Here is a 21,338-nt window from a genome sequence, read left to right on the forward strand (position 1 = left end):
CGTTATCTATTACACCGATAAGTGTAGACGTCGGCGCATAAAAAAAACCGCCACATTACTGTGAGCGGTTTTCTTGAGCAAGAACGATAACTTAGTAGAAATCGCAGGTGGCTTTTTCAGCCTGCTCCATCCACACCGGTTTATCACTGGTTTTAGACCAGACGCGGTGCAGGTAGCTGTAAAAACGAGCGCGGTCTTTCCAGAACAGCATGACCGGTAGCGCCAGCACGCCCGCCACTACGGCAAAGGTACGGCGCAAGAAAACAATGTGTGCTGGATATTCTTTATAAAAGTCCATAATCCTCTCCCATATATCTGTTCGGTGAATAGCACCGGAAAAATAAACTTGGTTAACTGATGAAAATAATACCGCCTTGTGTGTAATTTTGCTACTCATCCGACCACTTATTTTTATCTATTGATGCTCCGTTTAGCTTAAAACCGTAATTAAGTTACATAAAAGTTAAATTAATACTAACCATTAGTTAAATAATGGTTTTTGCCATTTTTATACTTTTTTTACACCCCACCCGCTGATTTTTGCGAAATCTTTGCAAGCAAAAACCTACGCTCTGGTTATCACATTTATGCCACTGGAGGTGCACTGTGAGTGCAGGCGTGATAACCGGCATTGTGCTGGTCTTTTTATTATTAGGTTACCTGGTCTATGCCCTGATCAATGCGGAGGCGTTCTGATGGCAGCCCAAGGATTTTTACTCATTGCCAGTTTCTTGCTGGTGCTATTTGTCATCGCCAGACCGTTGGGATTTGGGCTGGCTCGACTGATCAACAATACGCCCCTGCCGGGCCTGGTTGGCGCGGAGCATTTACTCTGGCGCGGTCTGGGCATCTCGCAGCAAGAGATGAACTGGCGGCAGTATCTGCTGGCTATCCTCGCTCTCAATGCGCTGGGCCTGCTGGTCCTGTTTTCGATGCTAATGGCGCAAAACCTGCTGCCGCTAAATCCCCAGCAACTGCCAGGGCTTTCGTGGGATCTGGCGCTCAACACGGCGGTGAGTTTTGTCACTAATACCAACTGGCAATCCTATGCTGGCGAAACCACCTTAAGCTATTTCAGCCAGATGGCCGGGTTGACCGTGCAGAATTTCCTGTCTGCGGCGACCGGAATTGCGGTGATTTTTGCCCTGACCCGCGCTTTCACACGCCAGAGTATGAACACGCTGGGCAACGCCTGGGTCGATCTGGTTCGCATTACGCTGTGGATCCTCGTCCCTATTGCGTTGCTCATTGCCCTGTTCTTCATTCAGCAAGGTACGTTGCAAAACATATTGCCTTATCAGCCCATCACCACCCTTGAAGGGGTGAAACAGCTGCTGCCAATGGGGCCAGTCGCCTCACAGGAAGCGATTAAGATGCTCGGCACTAACGGAGGGGGATTCTTTAACGCTAACTCATCGCATCCGTTTGAAAACCCAACCGCACTGACCAATCTGGTACAGATGCTGGCTATTTTCTTAATTCCCACCGCGCTGTGTTTTGCCTTTGGTGATGTAGTGGGCGATCGTCGTCAGGGGCGGACCTTACTGTGGGCCATGTCACTGATTTTTGCGGTCTGCGTTGCCGTCGTGATGTGGGCCGAAGTTCAGGGCAACCCGCACCTGATGGCATTCGGTGCCGACAGCAATATCAACATGGAGGGCAAGGAGAGCCGCTTTGGTGTGCTGGCCACGAGTCTCTTTTCCGTCGTCACCACAGCAGCATCCTGCGGGGCTGTCGATGCGATGCATGACTCCTTTACCGCACTGGGCGGCATGGTACCTATGTGGCTGATGCAGATTGGTGAAGTGGTCTTCGGCGGTGTGGGTTCAGGTCTGTACGGCATGCTGCTGTTCGTGCTGCTGGCGGTATTTATCGCCGGGTTAATGATTGGCCGTACGCCGGAGTATCTGGGTAAGAAAATCGACGTGCGCGAAATGAAAATGACCGCGCTGGCGATTCTGGTCACCCCTACGCTGGTCCTGCTCGGTACAGCGATCGCCATGATGAGCGATGCCGGGCGCAGCGCCATGCTTAATCCAGGTCCTCACGGCTTTAGTGAAGTCCTGTATGCCGTATCGTCTGCCTCGAACAACAACGGTAGCGCCTTTGCCGGATTAAGCGCCAATAGCCCGTTCTGGAACTGCCTGTTGGCCCTGTGCATGTTCTTCGGTCGCTTCGGCGTGATCATCCCCGTGATGGCTATTGCCGGGTCGCTGGTCAGTAAAAAGATCCAGCCAGCAAGCCCAGGCACGCTACCTACCCACGGCGCACTGTTTGTCGGGTTGTTAATCGGTACGGTGTTACTGGTTGGCGCTCTCACCTTTGTTCCTGCCCTGGCGCTTGGCCCGGTCGCAGAATACCTGTCATTACACTGAGTGATGCGGAGCACATTACTATGAGTCGCAAGCAACTGGCGCTGTTCGAACCCTCTCTGGTCGCACAGGCGCTGATGGACGCCGTGAAAAAATTAAGCCCACATACCCAGTGGCGTAACCCGGTGATGTTTATCGTCTGGCTGGGCAGTTTGTTAACAACCCTGTTAACGGTGGCGATGGCAACAGGTCATATGCAGGGCAGCCCGTGGTTTACCGGCGCGATAAGTCTGTGGCTGTGGATTACCGTTCTGTTCGCCAACTTCGCTGAGGCGCTGGCAGAAGGTCGCAGCAAAGCTCAGGCTAATAGCCTAAAGGGAGTCAAAAAAACCGCCTTCGCCCGCAAACTTCGCGAACCCAAATACGGCGCGGCAATGGATCACGTTCCTGCCGATGATTTACGGAAAGGGGATATCGTGCTGGTGGAAGCTGGCGATATTATCCCGTGTGACGGCGAGGTCATTGAAGGTGGCGCATCAGTAGATGAAAGTGCCATTACCGGTGAATCCGCGCCTGTGATTCGTGAATCCGGTGGCGATTTCGCCTCCGTCACCGGCGGGACCCGCATCCTCTCCGACTGGCTGGTTATCGAATGCAGCGTAAACCCCGGTGAAACGTTCCTCGATCGGATGATCGCCATGGTTGAAGGCGCGCAGCGGCGTAAAACGCCCAATGAAATCGCCCTGACGATCCTGCTGATTGCCTTGACCATTATCTTTTTGCTGGCGACCGCCACGCTATGGCCGTTTTCCGCCTGGGGTGGTAGTGCGGTCAGCATCACGGTGCTGGTTGCCTTGCTTGTGTGCTTGATCCCTACAACGATAGGCGGACTGCTCTCAGCGATTGGCGTCGCCGGGATGAGCCGCATGCTGGGCGCGAATGTCATCGCTACCAGCGGACGTGCAGTAGAGGCGGCAGGTGACGTAGACGTACTGCTGCTGGATAAAACCGGCACCATTACGCTGGGTAACCGTCAGGCTTCGGATTTTTTGCCCGCCCACGGCGTGGACGAAAAAACGCTGGCCGACGCCGCACAGCTTTCATCGCTGGCCGATGAAACGCCGGAAGGCCGCAGCATCGTGATCCTGGCAAAACAGCGCTTTAATCTGCGTATTCGCGACGTGCAATCTCTGCACGCTACCTTTGTGCCGTTTACCGCCCAAAGCCGGATGAGCGGCATCAACATCGACAACCGAATGATCCGCAAAGGGTCGGTCGATGCCATTCGTCGGCACGTTGAAGCCAACGGCGGCCACTTTCCCGCCGATGTGGAGCAGAAGGTCGAAAGCGTCGCTCGCCTTGGCGCAACGCCGCTGGTGGTTGCCGAAGGCTCCCACGTACTGGGCGTGATTGCGCTGAAAGATATTGTGAAAGGCGGGATCAAAGAACGTTTTGCTCAACTGCGCAAAATGGGGATTAAAACGGTGATGATCACCGGCGATAACCGCCTGACCGCCGCCGCGATCGCCGCTGAGGCCGGAGTGGATGACTTCTTAGCTGAAGCCACGCCGGAAGCCAAGCTGGCGCTGATTCGTCAGTATCAAGCGGAAGGTCGTCTGGTGGCAATGACCGGCGACGGAACCAATGACGCACCTGCCCTGGCGCAGGCCGACGTTGCGGTCGCCATGAACTCTGGAACCCAGGCAGCGAAAGAAGCAGGTAACATGGTGGATCTCGACTCCAACCCCACCAAACTGATTGAAGTAGTGCACATTGGTAAACAAATGCTGATGACGCGCGGTTCGCTGACCACTTTCAGTATTGCCAACGACGTCGCGAAGTATTTCGCTATTATCCCGGCCGCCTTCGCCGCCACGTATCCACAGCTCAATGCGCTGAACGTGATGGGACTGCATTCGCCAGACTCGGCGATCCTCAGCGCGGTTATCTTTAACGCGCTGGTTATCGTCTTTCTGATCCCGCTGGCGCTAAAAGGCGTGAGCTACAAACCTTTGTCCGCATCCGCGATGTTGCGCCGCAATTTGTGGATCTATGGTCTGGGCGGTTTGGTTGTGCCGTTTATCGGTATCAAAGCGATTGATTTACTGCTGACCCTGCTGGGTCTGGTGTGAGGTTTCAGATGAGTGGATTACGTCCTGCATTATCAACATTGATTTTCCTGATGCTTATCACCGGCGGGGCTTACCCGTTGCTGACGACCGCGCTGGGGCAGTGGTGGTTTCCCCACCAGGCTAACGGTTCGCTTCTTAGCGAAGGTCAGGTTGTTCGCGGCTCTGAGCTCATCGGGCAACATTTTACCGCTGCCGGTTATTTTCAGGGGCGTCCGTCTGCCACAGCTGAAATGCCCTATAATCCAATGGCTTCAGGCGGCAGTAATCTGGCAGCCAGCAACCCGGAACTGGATAAACAGTTGCAAAGCCGGATTGCCGCGCTGCGTGCCGCCAACCCGCAGGCAAGTCCTGCCGTCCCGGTAGAGCTGGTAACGGCTTCTTCCAGCGGGCTGGATAACAACCTGACGCCAGCCGCGGTGGCCTGGCAAATTCCCCGCGTGGCGCAGGCTCGCAACCTCAGCGTTGAAGAGGTTACGCGGTTGGTTGCACAATATACGCACAAGCCGTTGGTCAGTTTTATTGGTCAGCCGGTGGTGAACCTGGTGGAACTTAATTTAGCGCTGGATAAGCACTGAGAAAAAGGACATGCATAACGAACCCTTACGCCCCGACCCCGATCGCCTGCTGGAGCAGACCACGGCCCCGCACCGGGGAAAACTGAAAATTTTCTTCGGTGCCTGTGCTGGCGTCGGCAAAACCTGGGCCATGCTGGCAGAGGCCCAGCGACTGCGGGCGCAAGGGTTAGATGTGCTGATTGGCGTGGTGGAAACCCATGGACGCAAAGAGACCGCCGCGCTGTTGGACGGCCTCAGCATCCTGCCGCTAAAGCGACAGGCGCGTCACGGCCGCCATATCAATGAGTTCGATCTCGACGCGGCGCTGGCCCGCCGTCCGGCGCTCATTTTGATGGATGAACTGGCGCACAGTAATGCGCCAGGCTCACGGCATCCTAAGCGCTGGCAGGACATTGAAGAGCTGCTGGAAGCCGGGATTGATGTTTTTACTACCGTTAACGTGCAGCATCTGGAAAGTCTCAATGACGTGGTCAGCGGCGTTACCGGCATTCAGGTTCGTGAAACCGTACCCGACCCTTTTTTCGATGCCGCCGACGATGTGGTGCTGGTCGATCTCCCCCCCGACGATTTGCGCCAGCGCCTGAACGAAGGCAAGGTCTATATCGCCGGTCAGGCAGAAAGAGCAATCGAGCATTTCTTTCGCAAAGGTAATCTGATCGCGCTACGTGAACTGGCCCTGCGCCGCACGGCTGATCGGGTAGACGATCAGATGCGCGCCTGGCGAGGACGTCCGGGAGAGGAGAAAGTCTGGCATACCCGCGACGCTATTTTACTGTGCATTGGGCACAATACCGGCAGCGAAAAACTGGTACGCGCCGCCGCACGTCTGGCGGCGCGTCTCGGCAGCGTCTGGCATGCGGTGTATGTCGAAACGCCAGCGCTGCACCGACTGCCCGAAAAACAACGCCGCGCAATTTTAAGCGCTCTGCGGCTGGCTCAGGAGTTAGGCGCAGAAACAGCCACCCTTTCCGACCCCGCCGAAGACAAAGCGGTCATCCACTATGCCCGTGAGCATAATCTGGGAAAAATTGTGCTCGGGCGTCCGACTACGCGTCGCTGGTGGCGTAGCGATTCCTTTGCCGACAAACTCGCTCATCGCGCACCGGATCTCGACCTGATGATTGTTGCGCTCGATGAGCCCCCTTCACGCCCTGTGCTGCAAACGGCTGATAGTCGCACCTTTAAGGATAAATGGCGGGTACAAATTCAGGGTTGTGTGGTTGCCGTTGCGCTGTGCGCCATTATTACGCTAATCGCCATGCAGTGGCTAATGGCCTTTGACGCCGCCAACCTGGTGATGATCTATTTATTGGGTGTGGTGGTTATCGCACTCTTTTACGGACGCTGGCCATCAGTGCTGGCAACCTTTATTAACGTCGCCAGCTTCGATCTCTTCTTTATTGCCCCACGCGGGACGCTGGCCGTTTCAGACGTTCAGTACCTGCTCACCTTTGCCGTAATGCTAACGGTAGGGCTGGTTATTGGTAATCTGACCGCCGGGGTGCGTTATCAGGCGCGGGTAGCGCGTTATCGTGAACAGCGTACGCGTCATTTGTATGAGATGTCGAAAGCGCTGGCCGTCGGTCGGAGTCAGACGGATATCGCCGCCACCAGTGAACAGTTTATCGCTTCAACGTTTCAGGCCCGCAGCCAGGTTTTACTGCCCGGTGAGAACGGCAAGCTGGCCCCGCTCACCCATCAACAGGGCATGACGCCGTGGGATGACGCTATTGCCCAATGGAGCTTTGACAAAGGGCAACCGGCCGGTGCAGGCACCGACACGTTACCAGGCGTACCGTATCAGATTTTACCGTTAAAAAGCGCCGATAAAACGCATGGGCTGCTGGTAGTCGAACCGGGAAATTTACGCCAGCTTATGATCCCCGAACAGCAACGCCTGCTGGAAACCTTCACTCTACTGGTAGCCAGTGCGCTGGAGCGCCTGACGCTGACCGCCAGCGAAGAGCAGGCGCGGTTTGCCAGCGAGCGCGAAAGCATTCGCAACGCCCTGCTCGCTGCTCTGTCCCACGATTTGCGCACGCCGTTGACGGTGTTGTTCGGTCAGGCGGAAATCTTAACACTGGATCTGGCCAGCGAGGGATCGCCGCACGCGCGCCAGGCCAGTGAGATTCGCCAGCACGTTCTGAATACTACCCGACTGGTTAATAACCTGCTGGATATGGCGCGAATTCAGTCTGGCGGCTTTAATCTTAAGAAGGAGTGGTTAACGCTGGAAGAGGTGGTCGGCAGCGCCCTGCAGATGCTGGAGCCCGGTCTCTCTGCCCCGATAAATCTGTCGTTACCTGAACCGTTAACACTGATTCACGTCGATGGTCCGCTCTTTGAACGGGTGCTGATTAATCTGCTGGAAAACGCCGTCAAATACGCGGGGCCACAGGCGCAAATCGGTATTGATGCCAGCGTCGATGGCGCACATCTGCAACTGGACGTCTGGGATAATGGGCCGGGTATTCCGTCGGGTATGGAACAGCGCGTTTTTGACAAATTTTCCCGGGGAAATAAAGAGTCATCGGTGCCCGGCGTTGGGCTGGGGCTGGCAATTTGTCAGGCTATTGTGGACGTGCACGGCGGTACTATTTCGGTCCACAATCGCGCGCAAGGAGGAGCCTGTTTTCGTGTTACACTGCCCCAGGAAATCCCCCCTGAACTTGAAGATTTTCATGAGGATATGTGACGAACGTACTAATTGTTGAAGATGAACATGCCATTCGCCGCTTTCTGCGCACTGCGCTGGAAGCCGATGGCCTACGTGTATATGAAGCGGAAACGCTGCAACGTGGTCTGTTGGAAGCCGCCACGCGAAAACCCGATCTCATCATTCTCGATCTCGGCCTGCCGGACGGCGACGGCATTGATTTTATTCGCGACCTGCGACAATGGAGCGCGATTCCGGTGATTGTGCTTTCAGCCCGCAGTGAGGAAAGCGATAAAATTGCTGCGCTGGATGCCGGTGCCGATGACTATCTCAGTAAACCCTTTGGTATTGGCGAGCTACAGGCGAGATTGCGCGTGGCATTGCGTCGCCACGCCAGCGGTGCGTCTCCCGAACCGGTGGTACATTTTTCCAACGTCAAAGTGGATATTGCCGCGCGCCTCGTTCACCGTGGTGACGAGGAAATTCATTTGACGCCGATTGAGTTTCGTCTGTTAGCGGTTCTGCTAAATAATGCCGGGAAGGTACTGACGCAACGCCAGTTGTTAAATCAGGTTTGGGGACCAAACGCCGTCGAACACAGTCATTATCTACGTATTTATATGGGACACCTGCGCCAGAAGCTGGAACTGGACCCGGCCCGTCCGCGTCATTTTCTGACCGAAACCGGAATTGGCTATCGGTTTATGCCGTGAATTCTTATTCATTTTTTCTGATTAATTAATAAATATATTTTTCATTACTCATTCCACTGCATAATACTTATTATGCAGCCAGTAGAATATTGTAAAAAAATAATAAAATACAAATAAATAACATATAAACAACAAAACAGCATCTTGTCCCGCACTATGCATAAATGGCGACTAAATATTTTATAAACGATCGTTTTTTATTGATCTTCTTCACAGTTCATAGCCATTTCCTGGATAAAATACCCGCACCTTCCACTTATCCAGTAAAGGTAACTAAAATGGAAAATAATAGCCGTACAATGCCACATATAAGGCGAACAACGCATATTATGATGTTTGCCCACCGCAACAGTTTCGACTTTCATTTCTTTAATGCCCGTTAGTCTTCCGACTAAGGGCACTCAAGTATACAGGTCTTCCTGACTCTCTGTATCGCAGGCTAACGCCTGTATCCGCAGTGCTCTCCCTGCATAACCCTGTATTACCTGTGACCGGACCGGTTAGGGTTTATTGCATCTTCAAAAAAGCAATTTACTGATTTATTTATCAGCGGTATGACTTTGCTTTTTTTCCGGAGTTATCAATTTCTCATTTGAGAAATTGAGGACCTGCTATTACCTAAAAATAAAGAGATGAAAATGTCAGAATTAAAAATTGCCGTAAGCCGTTCCTGTCCTGATTGTTTTTCTACGCAGCGTTCTTGTGTAAATATCGATGAAAGTAATTTTATTGATGTTGCTGCTATCGTGTTATCCATCAATGATATTGAACGTGGAAAACTCGATGAAATTGACGCCACCGGCTATGGGATTCCTGTTTTTATCGCCACCGAAAATGAAGAACGTGTTCCATCTGAACATCTGCCGCGGATCTCAGGTGTATTCGAATGTAATGAAGCCCGTACCGCCTTTTATGGCCGGCAGTTAGAAACCGCCGCCAGCCATTATGAAACGCAGTTACGTCCGCCGTTCTTCCGTGCGCTTGTCGACTATGTCAATCAGGGTAACAGCGCCTTTGATTGTCCTGGTCATCAGGGGGGCGAGTTTTTCCGTCGCCATCCTGCGGGTAATCAGTTTGTCGAATATTTCGGCGAAACACTTTTCCGCTCCGATTTGTGTAATGCCGATGTCGCAATGGGTGATCTGCTGATTCACGAAGGCGCTCCCTGCATCGCACAACAGCACGCAGCTAAAGTTTTCAACGCGGATAAGACCTACTTTGTACTGAACGGGACCTCCTCATCGAACAAAGTGGTGCTTAACGCATTGCTCACCCCAGGCGATCTGGTGTTATTCGACCGCAACAACCACAAGTCAAACCACCACGGCGCGTTATTGCAGGCCGGGGCAACGCCGGTATATCTGGAAACCGCGCGTAACCCGTACGGCTTTATCGGCGGGATCGACGCGCACTGCTTTGAAGAAGGCTATCTACGTGAACAGGTGAGTGAAGTTGCGCCACAACGTTCGAAAGATGAGCGTCCGTTCCGTCTGGCCGTGATTCAGTTAGGTACCTACGACGGCACAATCTATAACGCCCGTCAGGTGGTGGATAAGATCGGTCATCTGTGCGACTACATCCTGTTTGACTCCGCGTGGGTTGGCTATGAGCAGTTTATTCCGATGATGGCCGATTGCTCTCCGCTGTTGCTGGATCTTAACGAAAATGACCCCGGCATTCTGGTCACCCAGTCAGTGCACAAACAACAGGCAGGCTTCTCCCAGACTTCGCAGATCCACAAAAAAGACAGCCATATTAAAGGCCAGTCTCGCTACGTGCCTCATAAACGAATGAATAACGCGTTCATGATGCACGCCTCCACCAGCCCGTTCTATCCGCTCTTTGCCGCACTGGACATCAACGCCAAAATGCATGAAGGCGTCAGCGGGCGCAACATGTGGATGGACTGCGTCGTCAACGGAATTGATACTCGTAAGTTGATCCTGGAAAACTGCCACCATATCCGCCCGTTCGTGCCGGAGATAGTAGAAGGTAAACCGTGGCAGGCTTATCCCACCGCTGAAATCGCCAGCGACCTACGTTTCTTCCATTTTGTCCCAGGTGAACACTGGCATGCTTTTGAAGGGTATGCCGAACACCAGTACTTTGTGGATCCATGCAAATTGCTGCTCACCACTCCGGGTATTAATGCACGTAACGGCGAATACGATACCTTCGGTGTTCCAGCTACCATTCTGGCTAACTTCCTGCGCGAAAATGGTGTGGTGCCCGAAAAATGCGACCTCAACTCCATCCTGTTCCTGCTGACTCCCGCAGAAGATATGGCGAAGTTGCAGCAGCTTGTCGCCCTGCTGGTGCGTTTCGAAAAACTGCTGGAAGCCGATGCCCCGCTAGCCGAGGTTCTGCCCTCGATCTACAAGCAGCACGAAGCCCGTTACGCCGGTTACACCCTGCGCCAACTGTGCCAGGAGATGCACGATTTGTATGCGCGTCACAACGTGAAGCAGCTACAGAAAGAGATGTTCCGTAAGGCACATTTCCCGCGCGTCAGCATGAATCCCCAGGATGCCAACTATGCATATCTGCGTGGTGAAGTTGAACTGGTGCGTCTGCCGGACGCTGAAGGTCGCATCGCGGCAGAAGGCGCGCTGCCTTATCCTCCGGGCGTACTGTGTGTGGTTCCGGGTGAAATCTGGGGCGGTTCAGTATTACGTTACTTCAGCGCACTGGAAGAAGGAATCAATTTACTACCGGGCTTTGCGCCTGAACTCCAGGGTGTCTACATCGAAGAACACGACGGTCGTAAACAGGTGTGGTGCTACGTGATTAAGCAACAAAGCGCGCAACCCGCTCTGTTGAAAGGGGAAATGTTATGAGCAAAGCCAAATCCAACAAAATGGGCGTCGTCCAGCTCACCATCCTGACCATGGTTAATATGATGGGATCCGGAATCATCATGTTGCCCACCAAGCTTGCGGAAGTCGGTACTATCTCGATCATCTCGTGGCTGGTGACTGCTGTCGGTTCAATGGCGCTGGCCTGGGCCTTCGCAAAATGCGGTATGTTCAGCCGTAAATCCGGTGGTATGGGGGGTTACGCTGAATACGCCTTTGGCAAATCCGGTAACTTTATGGCGAACTACACTTATGGCGTTTCGCTGTTAATCGCCAACGTGGCTATCGCCATCTCCGCCGTTGGCTACGGTACCGAGCTGTTTGGCGCCACACTGACACCGGTGCAGATTGGCCTGGCAACCATTGGTGTACTGTGGATCTGTACCGTGGCTAACTTTGGCGGGGCGCGCATTACCGGGCAGATCAGCAGCATCACCGTTTGGGGCGTCATTATTCCGGTTGTCGGTCTGTGTATCATCGGCTGGTTCTGGTTCAGTCCGACGCTGTACGCTAACTCCTGGAATCCACACCACGTCCCGTTCTTCACGGCTGTCGGCTCTTCCATTGCGATGACCTTGTGGGCTTTTCTGGGTCTGGAATCGGCCTGCGCCAACGCTGAAGTGGTAGACAATCCGGAACGCAACGTGCCCATCGCCGTATTGGGCGGTACGCTGGGCGCGGCGGTGATTTACATCATCTCCACCAACGTGATAGCCGGGATTGTGCCGAATATGGATCTGGCTAACTCTACAGCACCGTTCGGTTTAGCCTTCGCACAAATGTTCACCCCGGAAGTCGGTAAAGTGATCATGGCGCTGATGGTGATGTCCTGCTGCGGTTCACTGCTGGGCTGGCAGTTCACTATCGCTCAGGTATTCAAATCGTCGGCTGATGGGGGTTACTTCCCTAAAATCTTCTCTCGCGTGACCAAAGTAGACGCGCCGGTACAGGGGATGCTGGCTATCGTGATCATCCAGAGTGGTTTATCGCTGATGACTATCAGCCCGTCACTGAACAGTCAGTTCAACGTGCTGGTCAACCTGGCGGTGGTAACGAACATCATTCCGTATATTCTGTCGATGGCCGCGCTGGTAATTATTCAAAAAATGGCGAATGTTCCGTCGTCGAAAGCGAAACCGGCAAACTTCGTGGCGTTTGTTGGCGCATTGTACAGCTTCTATGCGCTCTACTCCTCTGGCGAAGAAGCAATGCTTTATGGTTCTATCGTGACCTTCCTCGGCTGGACGCTGTATGGCCTGGTATCACCGCGTTTTGAACTGAAAAATAAGCATAGTTAAATCCTGGCATAAAAAAGCCCGGTAGCGCTAACGCTTACCGGGCCTACAAAACGCGTCAGTACAAACAAGACTTACGCGTTTTTCAGCACTTCGCTGACAATCTCAACGGCTTCTTTTTCGATCTGCTTGCGATGTTCTTCACCAAGGAAGCTCTCGCAGTAGATTTTATAGGCGTCTTCAGTACCTGACGGACGCGCAGCAAACCAGCCGTTGTCAGTCATCACCTTCAGACCACCGATAGAAGCACCGTTACCCGGTGCCGCCGTCAGACGTGCCGTGATCGGGTCGCCCGCCAGCGTGCTGGCACTCACCATTTCCGGAGACAGCTTAGACAGCGCCGCTTTCTGCGCGGAGGTCGCGCTTGCCTGCAGGCGGTTGTAGCTTGGCGCGCCGAAGCGGGCTGCCAGTTCGTTGTAGTGCTCTTGCGGATTCTTACCGGTCACTGCGGTAATTTCTGCCGCCAGCAGGCACATGATGATGCCGTCTTTGTCGGTTGACCACGGTGTACCGTCAAAGCGCAGGAAAGAAGCGCCCGCGCTCTCTTCACCACCAAAGCCAAAGCTGCCGTCAAACAGACCGTCAACGAACCATTTAAAGCCAACCGGAACTTCGACCAGTTTACGCCCTAAATCATTCACTACGCGGTCAATCATCGCCGAAGAGACCAGCGTCTTACCAACGGCAACGTCTTTGCCCCACTGCGGACGATGCTGGAACAGGTAGTTGATCGCCACCGCCAGGTAGTGGTTCGGATTCATCAGACCCGCCGGGGTGACGATACCGTGACGGTCATAGTCCGGATCGTTGGCAAAGGCCAGATCGAACTTGTCACGCAGCGCCAACAGTCCCGCCATCGCGCACTCGGAGGAGCAGTCCATACGGATTGCGCCATCTTTGTCGAGATGCATAAAGCGGAAAGTCTGATCAACGTGATCGTTAACGATAGTCAGGTTCAGGTTGTAGTGCTTGGCAATACGCTTCCAGTATTCGATACCGGAACCGCCAAGCGGATCGACGCCCAGCGTCAGGCCCGCTTTCTGGATCGCCGCCATGTCGACGATGTCGGCCAGTCCTTCAACAAACGGCTGAACCAGGTCCTGCTCTTTTACATGACCAGATGCCAGCGCAGCGTCCAGCGACATACGCTTCACGCCTTGCAGACCGTCAGCCAGCAGAGCGTTAGCCCTGTCTTCCACCACTTTGGTGACGTTAGTATCTGCCGGACCACCGTTTGGCGGGTTGTATTTAATACCACCATCTTCCGGCGGGTTGTGGGATGGCGTGATCACAATGCCGTCAGCCAGCGGGCCGCCTTTTTTGTTGTGGACCAGGATAGCATTCGACACGGCAGGGGTTGGCGTAAAGCCGTTATTTTCCTGCACGATGACGTCCACGCCGTTCGCTGCCAGCACTTCCAGTACAGAGATAAAAGCCGGTTCAGACAGCGCGTGGGTATCCTTGCCCACGTAGCACGGGCCATTGATCCCGTTTTTCGCACGTTCTTCAGCAATCGCCTGAGCGATAGCCAGAATATGCGGCTCGTTAAAACTATGACGACCTGCACTGCCGCGATGTCCGGACGTACCGAACTTGACGGCGTGCTCAGCGTTCCCTGCCGTTGGTTTCAGTACATAGTACTGTGCCGTCAGTTGGGCGACGTTAATCAAATCACTCTGTTGCGCAGGTTGACCTGCACGGTTGTGGATTGCCATTGCCTGGTCCTTCTAATGCAAGGATTAAATTGTTCCGCAAACCTTTTCAATCAATTCCGCAGGGAATTGCATTGACTGCATGATGTGCTCAACCATGCTGCATTTACGGCCGGTATTGGTATTGGTGATCACCCAGTACGGCGTGCCTGGCACGTGTTTCGGTTTGGTTTGATTACCATTTTTCAGCAGCGTCTGTTCATCTGCTGCAAAATAAACGCGCGTACGACCATGCAACGATTCCGTTGCTTCGGCGAACGCGTTTTGATCCAGTGAATAGAGTGTAGACAGCACCAGCATAAAGCGATTTACTGCTTTCTTCTGCTCCGCATATTCGTCGGACAGCAGCAGTTCACGCATCGCGCGCACTTTATCTTTTACGGGGTTAACCGGCTTCGCTTCCACGACAGCTTGCACAGCGCGGACTTCTTTTACTACCGGAGTGACAGGCTGTGATGCGGCGGAAAACTTCAACATACGCCGTAAAATGTCGGATGCGCTCTCGCCGATATGCTTGGTGTGGCTGGCAATATAGCTATAGAGTTCATCATCAACTTCAATCGTTTTCATCTTAATCCAGTGCAGTGTTTAGCTGAATACAAGTTGTTGGGGTCAACACGCGTAGTGTAAAGGCAAATCCCAACAGCGGATAGCGTCAAGCCTGGTGGCTGGCAAAACTCAGAGTAACCGTAGTTGTTGCAGCCATGTGGCAGAATGGTCAACATGATACCCTAACCCGTGAGTGTGAAAAAAAGAACTTTGCCATGAAATTGAATATCCGAGCGCAATCTGCGCAAAACCTGCACAATAATTCTCCCATCGTCCTGGTGCACGGCCTGTTTGGCAGTCTGGATAACCTGGGGATCCTGGCGCGCGATCTGGTGGCCGATCACGATATCATCCAGGTTGATATGCGAAATCATGGCCTCTCCCCGCGTTCACCTGAGATGAATTATCCGGCCATGGCGCAAGATCTGCTGGATACGCTGGACGATCAACAGATCGAAAAAGCGATCTTTATTGGTCACTCGATGGGGGGCAAAGCCGTCATGGCGTTAACCGCGTTGGCCCCTGAACGTGTCGAACGGTTGGTAGCCATCGACATTGCCCCCGTTGACTATCATGTTCGCCGTCACGATGAGATTTTTGCTGCCATTAACGCAGTAACTGACGCGCAGTCCTCTTCGCGTCAGCAGGCGGCGAGCGTCATGCGCCAGCATCTGCAAGAGGAAGGCGTGATCCAGTTTCTGCTCAAATCCTTCGTGGACGGCGAATGGCGCTTTAATGTTCCCGTGCTGTGGGAGCAATATCCTCATATTGTCGGCTGGGAGACCATCCCGGCGTGGGTGCACCCGGCGCTGTTTATCCCCGGCGGCAACTCACCTTATGTAACCGAAGCGTATCGCGAACAACTGCTGGCGCAATTCCCGCAGGCTCGGGCGCACGTTATTGCAGGCGCGGGCCATTGGGTGCATGCGGAAAAACCGGAGGCGGTACTGCGCGCCATCCGTCGTTATCTGAGCGAACAGGTTAACTGATTAAAAACTCAGCGTCTGCGCGTGATTACGCGCGTGGGCGTTGGCGTGTCTCCCCTGCTGATGTATTATGGCGGGCTATCCATCCGGGCAGACGCCTGGCTGATTGTTTCCCCGAAGTCACCAAGATCATGGCCAAAGAACAAACGGACCGTACGACATTAGATCTGTTCGCGCAGGAGCGTCGCCCGGGACGACCCAAAACTAATCCGCTCTCGCGTGATGAACAGTTACGTATTAACAAACGTAATCAGCTTAAACGCGATAAAGTTCGCGGGCTTAAGCGTGTCGAACTGAAACTGAACGCTGATGCTGTTGACGCTCTGAACGAGCTGGCCGAGGCGCGCAACATGAGTCGCAGTGAACTCATCGAAGAGATGCTGATGAACCAACTCAGCGCATTGCGCGGTCAGGCTTAGTCTGAATTTCTGCTCTAAATCATAAATCGTGTAGCACAGAGTGCAGTCCTGCGTGTTTGCTGTTTCCGCATGCCTGACTGTTCTGCTATGATTGCCCTTATCCGTGGGCAATGCGCCACCACCATTTCAATAAGTTTCAAGAGGTTATTTTACTCATGGCAATCACTGGCATCTTTTTCGGCAGCGACACCGGTAACACCGAAAACATCGCAAAAATGATTCAAAAACAGCTTGGTAAAGACGTTGCCGATGTACATGACATTGCAAAAAGCAGCAAAGAAGACCTCGAAGGGTATGACATTTTGCTGCTCGGCATTCCAACCTGGTACTACGGTGAAGCGCAGTGTGACTGGGACGATTTCTTCCCTACCCTAGAAGACATTGATTTTAACGGCAAACTGGTTGCATTGTTCGGCTGCGGCGACCAGGAAGATTACGCAGAATATTTCTGCGATGCGTTGGGTACAATTCGCGACATCATCGAACCGCGCGGCGCAACCATCGTTGGTCACTGGCCAACGGCGGGTTATCACTTTGAAGCGTCCAAAGGCCTGGCGGACGACGACCACTTTGTGGGTCTGGCCATTGATGAAGATCGCCAGCCTGAATTGACCGCCGAACGCGTAGAAAAATGGGTTAAGCAGATCTCTGAGGAGCTGCACCTCGACGAAATCATCAATGCCTGATTTTGTGTGGCGCAGATTTCCATCTGCGCCACATCAATAGATAAAACCAATCAAAATAATTGCTACAAATTTGTAACTTTTTCGTCTGACCCTGTACAATGGCCGGATGCCAATCGGGTATTGCACAGTGTGTTTGTCGGCGATACCACGTTTTGATTAACAATATATGCCAGAGACTTGCAGTTTTCATTTAGCCATGGCAGTTCTATAATGAATCGCATTATCTCAAGTGCAATTTCTGTCACTTCTGTTAATGAAGTGAATCGTTTAGCTACAGGACAGATTCCGCATGACTGACAACAATACCGCATTAAAGAAGGCTGGCCTGAAAGTAACGCTTCCTCGTTTAAAAATTCTGGAAGTTCTTCAGGAACCGGATAACCATCACGTCAGTGCGGAAGACTTATACAAACGTCTGATCGATATGGGTGAAGAAATTGGTCTGGCGACCGTGTATCGCGTGCTGAACCAGTTTGATGATGCCGGTATCGTGACCCGCCATAATTTTGAAGGTGGTAAATCCGTCTTCGAACTGACTCAACAGCATCATCACGATCACCTCATCTGCCTCGACTGCGGCAAAGTGGTCGAGTTCAGCGATGATTCCATCGAGGCGCGCCAGCGTGAAATTGCGGCTAAACATGGTATTCGTTTAACCAACCATAGCCTCTATCTTTACGGTCACTGCGCCGAAGGCGATTGCCGCGAAGATGAGCATGCTCACGACGGTAAATAATGTAATGCTTTCTGAAAAGCCAACCATTCGGTTGGCTTTTTTTATGGGCGCTATCCCCTCTTTTCCCCTTCCCTCCACTCCTGTGTTGCTTTAATGTAAAAATCAATTATCCCTTCCCGGAGAGTCGAAATGGAACTTCGCCAGCTACGCTATTTTGTTCGCATTGTAGAAACCGGCAGCATGGGTAGCGCGGCGCTCGATCTCAATATTGGGGTTTCGGCACTCAGCCAGCAAATGTCCCGCCTGGAAAACGAACTCGCTATTCGCCTGCTGCAGCGCACCTCGCGTGGCGTGACGCCCACCAGCGCCGGACTGGCTTTTTACTCCCAGGCGCAGCTGGCGCTCCGCCACGCAGACGATGCAATCCTCGCCGCGCGAGAGTCCCGGCTTTCCGGGCACGTCAGCGTCGGTATGGCCCCCAGTACCGCTTCCGTTCTCGGCATGCCTTTTATTAACGCCATGCGGGAAAGCTATAGTGATGTCCGCCTGCATGTGGTGGAAAGCCTCTCTGGCAACCTGGAACGGATGATTAATACCCGCCAGATTGATCTGGCCGTGGTATTTCAAAAAGAAAAGCTCCTGCGCTGGAGCGCCAGACCGATTCTCGAAGAGCGCCTGTTTTTGATTGGGACTCATGCCTTACTGGCCGATATTGCCGATGACAATATTGCGCCAGCCCAGCTGGCAAGTATCCCATTGATAATGCCCAGTCCAGGCCACGGTCTGCGCGGCAGGCTGGAAGCAATTTGTCAGGAACACGCACTGCGCATTGAGATCGCCACAGAAATTGATGGTCTGGCGCTGCTAATGCGCGCCGTTCGCAGTGGAATCGGCGCTACTCTCCAGCCCGGCGCGGCGATTTCCCATCTTGATAAAGAGACGCTAAGAGTGATCGGCGTCCATAATCCAATACTGAGTCGCCCCAACTTTCTGGTCAGCCTTTCTGATGATGAGCTCACCCCCGCGGGCCTCGCCGCCCGCGTGGTGCTAACGAAAGTGATGCATCAACTGGTGGAAGCAGGAAGCTGGCCAGGTGCCATCCTTTACAATAACTAAAGCCCTCTTTAGCACTTCGTCATAGCGCCCGCACAAGCTGTGCGTATACATTTTAATTACAAATTTAACAATTAGTTAAATGGTAATGGAGTATACGATGGTTGATGTTCTGGTGATTGGCGGTGGCAATGCCGCGTTATGTGCTGCCCTAACCGCCCGGGAGCAAGGAGCTTCGGTACTCCTGCTCGAAGCGGCTCCACGGGAATGGCGCGGGGGAAATTCTCAACACACGCGTAATCTGCGCTGTATGCATGACGCGCCGCAGGATGTGCTGGTGGAAAGCTATCCTGAAGAGGAGTTCTGGCAGGATTTGCGGCGCGTCACCGAGGGAAATACTAACGAAGCCCTGGCGCGTCTGGTGATCCGCACCTCTTCACAATGCCGCGACTGGATGCGCCAACACGGCGTTAATTTTCAACCTCCTCTCTCCGGTGCTTTACACGTAGCGCGAACCAACGCCTTTTTTATGGGGGGCGGGAAAGCCCTCGTGAATGCCTATTATCGCAGCGCAGAAAAGTTAGGCGTGCAAATCCGCTATAACACACCGGTGCAGGCGCTTGAACTGCATAACGGTGAGTTTGTGGCAGCGCTGGCAGGCGAAGAGCGCATAACCGCTAAGTCCTGCGTGCTTGCCGCTGGCGGATTTGAGTCAAACCGCGAATGGCTGCGCGAAGCCTGGGGAGAGAACGCCCGTGGCGAGTGGCCTGCGGATAACTTCCTGATTCGCGGCACGCGCTTTAATCAGGGCGTACTGCTTAAATTTATGATGGATGCCGGGGCGGACATCATCGGCGAACCCTCCCAGTCACACTGCGTAGCCATTGATGCCAGAGCGCCATTATATGACGGCGGGATTTGCACCCGCGTGGACTGCGTTTCACTTGGCATAGTAGTCAACCGTGACGCAGAACGTTTTTATGATGAAGGCGAAGATTTCTGGCCCAAACGCTACGCCATCTGGGGACGCCTGGTCGCCCAACAGCCAGGACAGATTGGCTATTCCATTATCGACAGTAAAGCCATCGGCCACTTTATGCCACCGGTATTCCCCGGCGCACAGGCGAATACGCTGGCGGAGTTGGCGCATCAGTTGGGGCTGGATGCCGAACGCTTTACCCACACTGTGACGGCGTACAACAACGCCTGCCAGCCAGGTCAGTTCGATCATACCGTCCTGGACAACTGCACGACGAAGAAGTTATCCCCCGCGAAAACACACTGGGCGCGACCGCTGGACCAGCCACCTTACTACGGCTATGCCCTGCGGCCAGGAATCACCTTCACCTATCTTGGGTTAAAAGTGAACGAACGCGCTGCCGTACACTTTGCCGGGCAGCCAAGCCGCAACCTGTTCGTCGCCGGAGAGATGATGGCGGGCAACGTGTTGGGCAAGGGTTACACCGCAGGCGTGGGTATGTCGATCGGGACAACCTTTGGCCGCATTGCCGGAAAAGAAGCCGCGCTGGCAGCACGAAAGGAGGCACGTCATGAAGCAGCTTGAGAAACTGATCATCGAAGCACAAATTATCACCGAGCCGGAAGCAGAAGTTGAGCGTGTGATGCAGGTCTGTAACGCCTGCCGCTATTGTGAAGGTTTTTGCGCCGTGTTCCCGGCAATGACTCAGCGCCTGGAATTCGGTAAAGCGGATATCAATTATCTGGCTAACTTGTGCCATAACTGCGGCGCCTGCCTGCACGCGTGTCAGTATGCCCCACCTCATGAATTTGCCATCAACGTACCGAAGGCGATGGCGGAAGTGCGGCTCGAAACCTATCAGCACTACGCGCAACCCGCCGCCTTTGGCGCGCTTTATCGTCGCGCAGGCATCACTGTGACGCTGGCGCTGGTTTTCGGTCTGATCCTGTTTTTACTCCTCGCCATGAGTTTAAAGGGCTCGTTAATCCATCCTCCGCTGGCCGGGGATTTTTATCAAATTTTCCCGCATAACCTGCTCGCATGGATGTTTGGTTCGGTATTTATTCTGGCGATAGGTCTGCTGATAGCGGGTGTTCTCCGCTTCTGGCGCGAAATCTCTCCGGGTGTACCGCGTTCCGCTGAAATTGCTGAAGCCTCGCACAATGCGCTGACGCTGAAGTATCTCGATGGTGGGCATGGCAAAGGTTGTAACGAGGCAGATGATGCCTTCACCCTGATGCGCCGCCGTTTCCATCACTTCACCTTCTACGGTTTTATGCTCTGCTTTGCCGCCACCGTGGTGGCAACGGGCTATCACTACTTTGCAGGTATAGAAGCGCCCTATCCGTTCTTCAGCGTTCCGGTAATGCTGGGCACGTTGGGCGGCATTGGCCTGGTTGTCGGCCCGGCTGGCTTGCTATGGCTCAATTTTAAGCGTTCACCGCTGCATGGCGACGCACGGCAAAAACCGATGGATCGCGGTTTTATTTTGCTGCTGCTCCTGACCAGTCTGACCGGTTTAGCGCTGCTGGCGGGAAGAGACACCTCCTGGATGGCTATTTTGCTCGCCATTCACCTCGGCGTGGTCATGGCGCTCTTTCTGACCATTCCTTATGGAAAATTTGCCCACGGATTTTACCGCTGCGCAGCCTTACTCAAGTGGGCGATTGAGAAACGGCGCGGCAAACAGGCGGGGGTCGCAGGCGACTAACCCGCAAACTCTTACCTCTATAAATATTA

20 protein-coding genes are annotated in these 21,338 nt (G+C 53.6%); 17 read left to right on the forward strand and 3 right to left on the reverse strand.

The features are described from left to right. Window positions 1–91: 91 nt before the first annotated feature. Entirely contained in the window at window positions 92–298 is a 207-nt protein-coding gene (locus HV352_RS16575) for a YbfA family protein (RefSeq protein WP_003022870.1), read from the reverse strand. Window positions 299–606: 308 nt separating this feature from the next. On the opposite strand from HV352_RS16575, the gene kdpF reads away from it, so the two are divergent. The 9 genes from kdpF to potE all read left to right on the forward strand — a co-directional run bounded on the left by kdpF (window position 607) and on the right by potE (window position 12,541). Further along, the gene (kdpF, locus tag HV352_RS16580; protein ID WP_001670793.1) at window positions 607–696 is read left to right on the forward strand and encodes a K(+)-transporting ATPase subunit F; all 90 of its coding nucleotides are present in this window, start codon (window positions 607–609) and stop codon (window positions 694–696) included. Then, window positions 696–2,375: a potassium-transporting ATPase subunit KdpA gene (gene kdpA, locus HV352_RS16585; protein WP_046274707.1), complete on the forward strand. Its 1,680-nt coding sequence runs from the start codon at window positions 696–698 to the stop codon at window positions 2,373–2,375. The genes kdpF and kdpA overlap by 1 nt, the downstream gene beginning before the upstream one ends. Window positions 2,376–2,395: 20 nt before the next feature. Then, window positions 2,396–4,444 carry a potassium-transporting ATPase subunit KdpB gene (kdpB, locus tag HV352_RS16590; RefSeq protein ID WP_016152268.1) on the forward strand — a complete coding sequence of 683 codons (2,049 nt, stop codon included), beginning with the start codon at window positions 2,396–2,398 and terminating at the stop codon, window positions 4,442–4,444. An 8-nt stretch (window positions 4,445–4,452) separates the two neighbouring features. Then, a complete protein-coding gene (kdpC, locus tag HV352_RS16595) occupies window positions 4,453–5,019 on the forward strand; it encodes a potassium-transporting ATPase subunit KdpC (RefSeq protein WP_016152267.1) in 567 nt (188 codons plus the stop codon). Between the two features lie 10 nt (window positions 5,020–5,029). Beyond that, window positions 5,030–7,714, forward strand: a complete 2,685-nt coding sequence (gene kdpD / locus HV352_RS16600) for a two-component system sensor histidine kinase KdpD (protein WP_047359485.1) — start codon at window positions 5,030–5,032, stop codon at window positions 7,712–7,714. Further along, a complete protein-coding gene (kdpE, locus tag HV352_RS16605; RefSeq protein ID WP_016152265.1) occupies window positions 7,711–8,388 on the forward strand; it encodes a two-component system response regulator KdpE in 678 nt (225 codons plus the stop codon). The genes kdpD and kdpE overlap by 4 nt, the downstream gene beginning before the upstream one ends. A gap of 278 nt (window positions 8,389–8,666) precedes the next feature. Beyond that, window positions 8,667–8,771, forward strand: coding sequence for a leader peptide SpeFL (speFL, locus tag HV352_RS16610; RefSeq protein WP_114149115.1), 105 nt, complete (start codon window positions 8,667–8,669; stop codon window positions 8,769–8,771). 255 nt (window positions 8,772–9,026) lie between these two features. Then, window positions 9,027–11,225, forward strand: coding sequence for an ornithine decarboxylase SpeF (gene speF / locus HV352_RS16615; RefSeq protein WP_016155988.1), 2,199 nt, complete (start codon window positions 9,027–9,029; stop codon window positions 11,223–11,225). Then, window positions 11,222–12,541 (forward strand): putrescine-ornithine antiporter, encoded by a 1,320-nt coding sequence (gene potE / locus HV352_RS16620; RefSeq protein ID WP_016155987.1) that lies wholly within the window; start codon window positions 11,222–11,224, stop codon window positions 12,539–12,541. Before speF ends, potE begins: the two co-directional genes overlap by 4 nt. A 71-nt stretch (window positions 12,542–12,612) precedes the next feature. Here potE and pgm read toward each other — a convergent pair whose 3' ends face one another. After that, on the reverse strand, window positions 12,613–14,253 hold the full coding sequence (gene pgm, locus HV352_RS16625; RefSeq protein WP_181634906.1) for a phosphoglucomutase (alpha-D-glucose-1,6-bisphosphate-dependent): 1,641 nt from the start codon (window positions 14,251–14,253) through the stop codon (window positions 12,613–12,615). 24 nt (window positions 14,254–14,277) lie between these two features. Then, window positions 14,278–14,820: a replication initiation negative regulator SeqA gene (gene seqA, locus HV352_RS16630; protein ID WP_016152261.1), complete on the reverse strand. Its 543-nt coding sequence runs from the start codon at window positions 14,818–14,820 to the stop codon at window positions 14,278–14,280. Window positions 14,821–15,014: 194 nt separating this feature from the next. On the opposite strand from seqA, the gene ybfF reads away from it, so the two are divergent. The 8 genes from ybfF (at window position 15,015) to tcuB (ending at window position 21,309) form a co-directional block, all read left to right on the forward strand. Beyond that, a complete protein-coding gene (ybfF, locus tag HV352_RS16635; protein WP_181634907.1) occupies window positions 15,015–15,788 on the forward strand; it encodes an esterase in 774 nt (257 codons plus the stop codon). A gap of 128 nt (window positions 15,789–15,916) precedes the next feature. Next, the gene (ybfE, locus tag HV352_RS16640) at window positions 15,917–16,204 is read left to right on the forward strand and encodes a LexA regulated protein (RefSeq protein WP_003022842.1); all 288 of its coding nucleotides are present in this window, start codon (window positions 15,917–15,919) and stop codon (window positions 16,202–16,204) included. Between the two features lie 155 nt (window positions 16,205–16,359). Next, window positions 16,360–16,890 (forward strand): flavodoxin FldA, encoded by a 531-nt coding sequence (fldA, locus tag HV352_RS16645; protein WP_003022839.1) that lies wholly within the window; start codon window positions 16,360–16,362, stop codon window positions 16,888–16,890. A 210-nt stretch (window positions 16,891–17,100) separates the two neighbouring features. Further along, window positions 17,101–17,187 carry a ryhB-regulated fur leader peptide gene (locus tag HV352_RS16650; protein WP_049259739.1) on the forward strand — a complete coding sequence of 29 codons (87 nt, stop codon included), beginning with the start codon at window positions 17,101–17,103 and terminating at the stop codon, window positions 17,185–17,187. Further along, window positions 17,180–17,626, forward strand: coding sequence for a ferric iron uptake transcriptional regulator (fur, locus tag HV352_RS16655; protein WP_003022836.1), 447 nt, complete (start codon window positions 17,180–17,182; stop codon window positions 17,624–17,626). Before HV352_RS16650 ends, fur begins: the two co-directional genes overlap by 8 nt. Before the next feature lie 129 nt (window positions 17,627–17,755). Then, entirely contained in the window at window positions 17,756–18,682 is a 927-nt protein-coding gene (gene tcuR / locus HV352_RS16660; RefSeq protein ID WP_047501718.1) for a tricarballylate utilization LysR family transcriptional regulator TcuR, read from the forward strand. A 97-nt stretch (window positions 18,683–18,779) separates the two neighbouring features. Next, window positions 18,780–20,183, forward strand: a complete 1,404-nt coding sequence (tcuA, locus tag HV352_RS16665; RefSeq protein WP_181634908.1) for an FAD-dependent tricarballylate dehydrogenase TcuA — start codon at window positions 18,780–18,782, stop codon at window positions 20,181–20,183. After that, window positions 20,170–21,309 (forward strand): tricarballylate utilization 4Fe-4S protein TcuB, encoded by a 1,140-nt coding sequence (tcuB, locus tag HV352_RS16670; RefSeq protein WP_181634909.1) that lies wholly within the window; start codon window positions 20,170–20,172, stop codon window positions 21,307–21,309. The genes tcuA and tcuB overlap by 14 nt, the downstream gene beginning before the upstream one ends. Window positions 21,310–21,338 lie beyond the last annotated feature (29 nt).

Origin of the sequence: Citrobacter sp. RHBSTW-01044, from assembly GCF_013781945.1 — a bacterium.
In the GTDB taxonomy this organism is placed as follows: Bacteria; Pseudomonadota; Gammaproteobacteria; order Enterobacterales; family Enterobacteriaceae; genus Citrobacter; species Citrobacter braakii.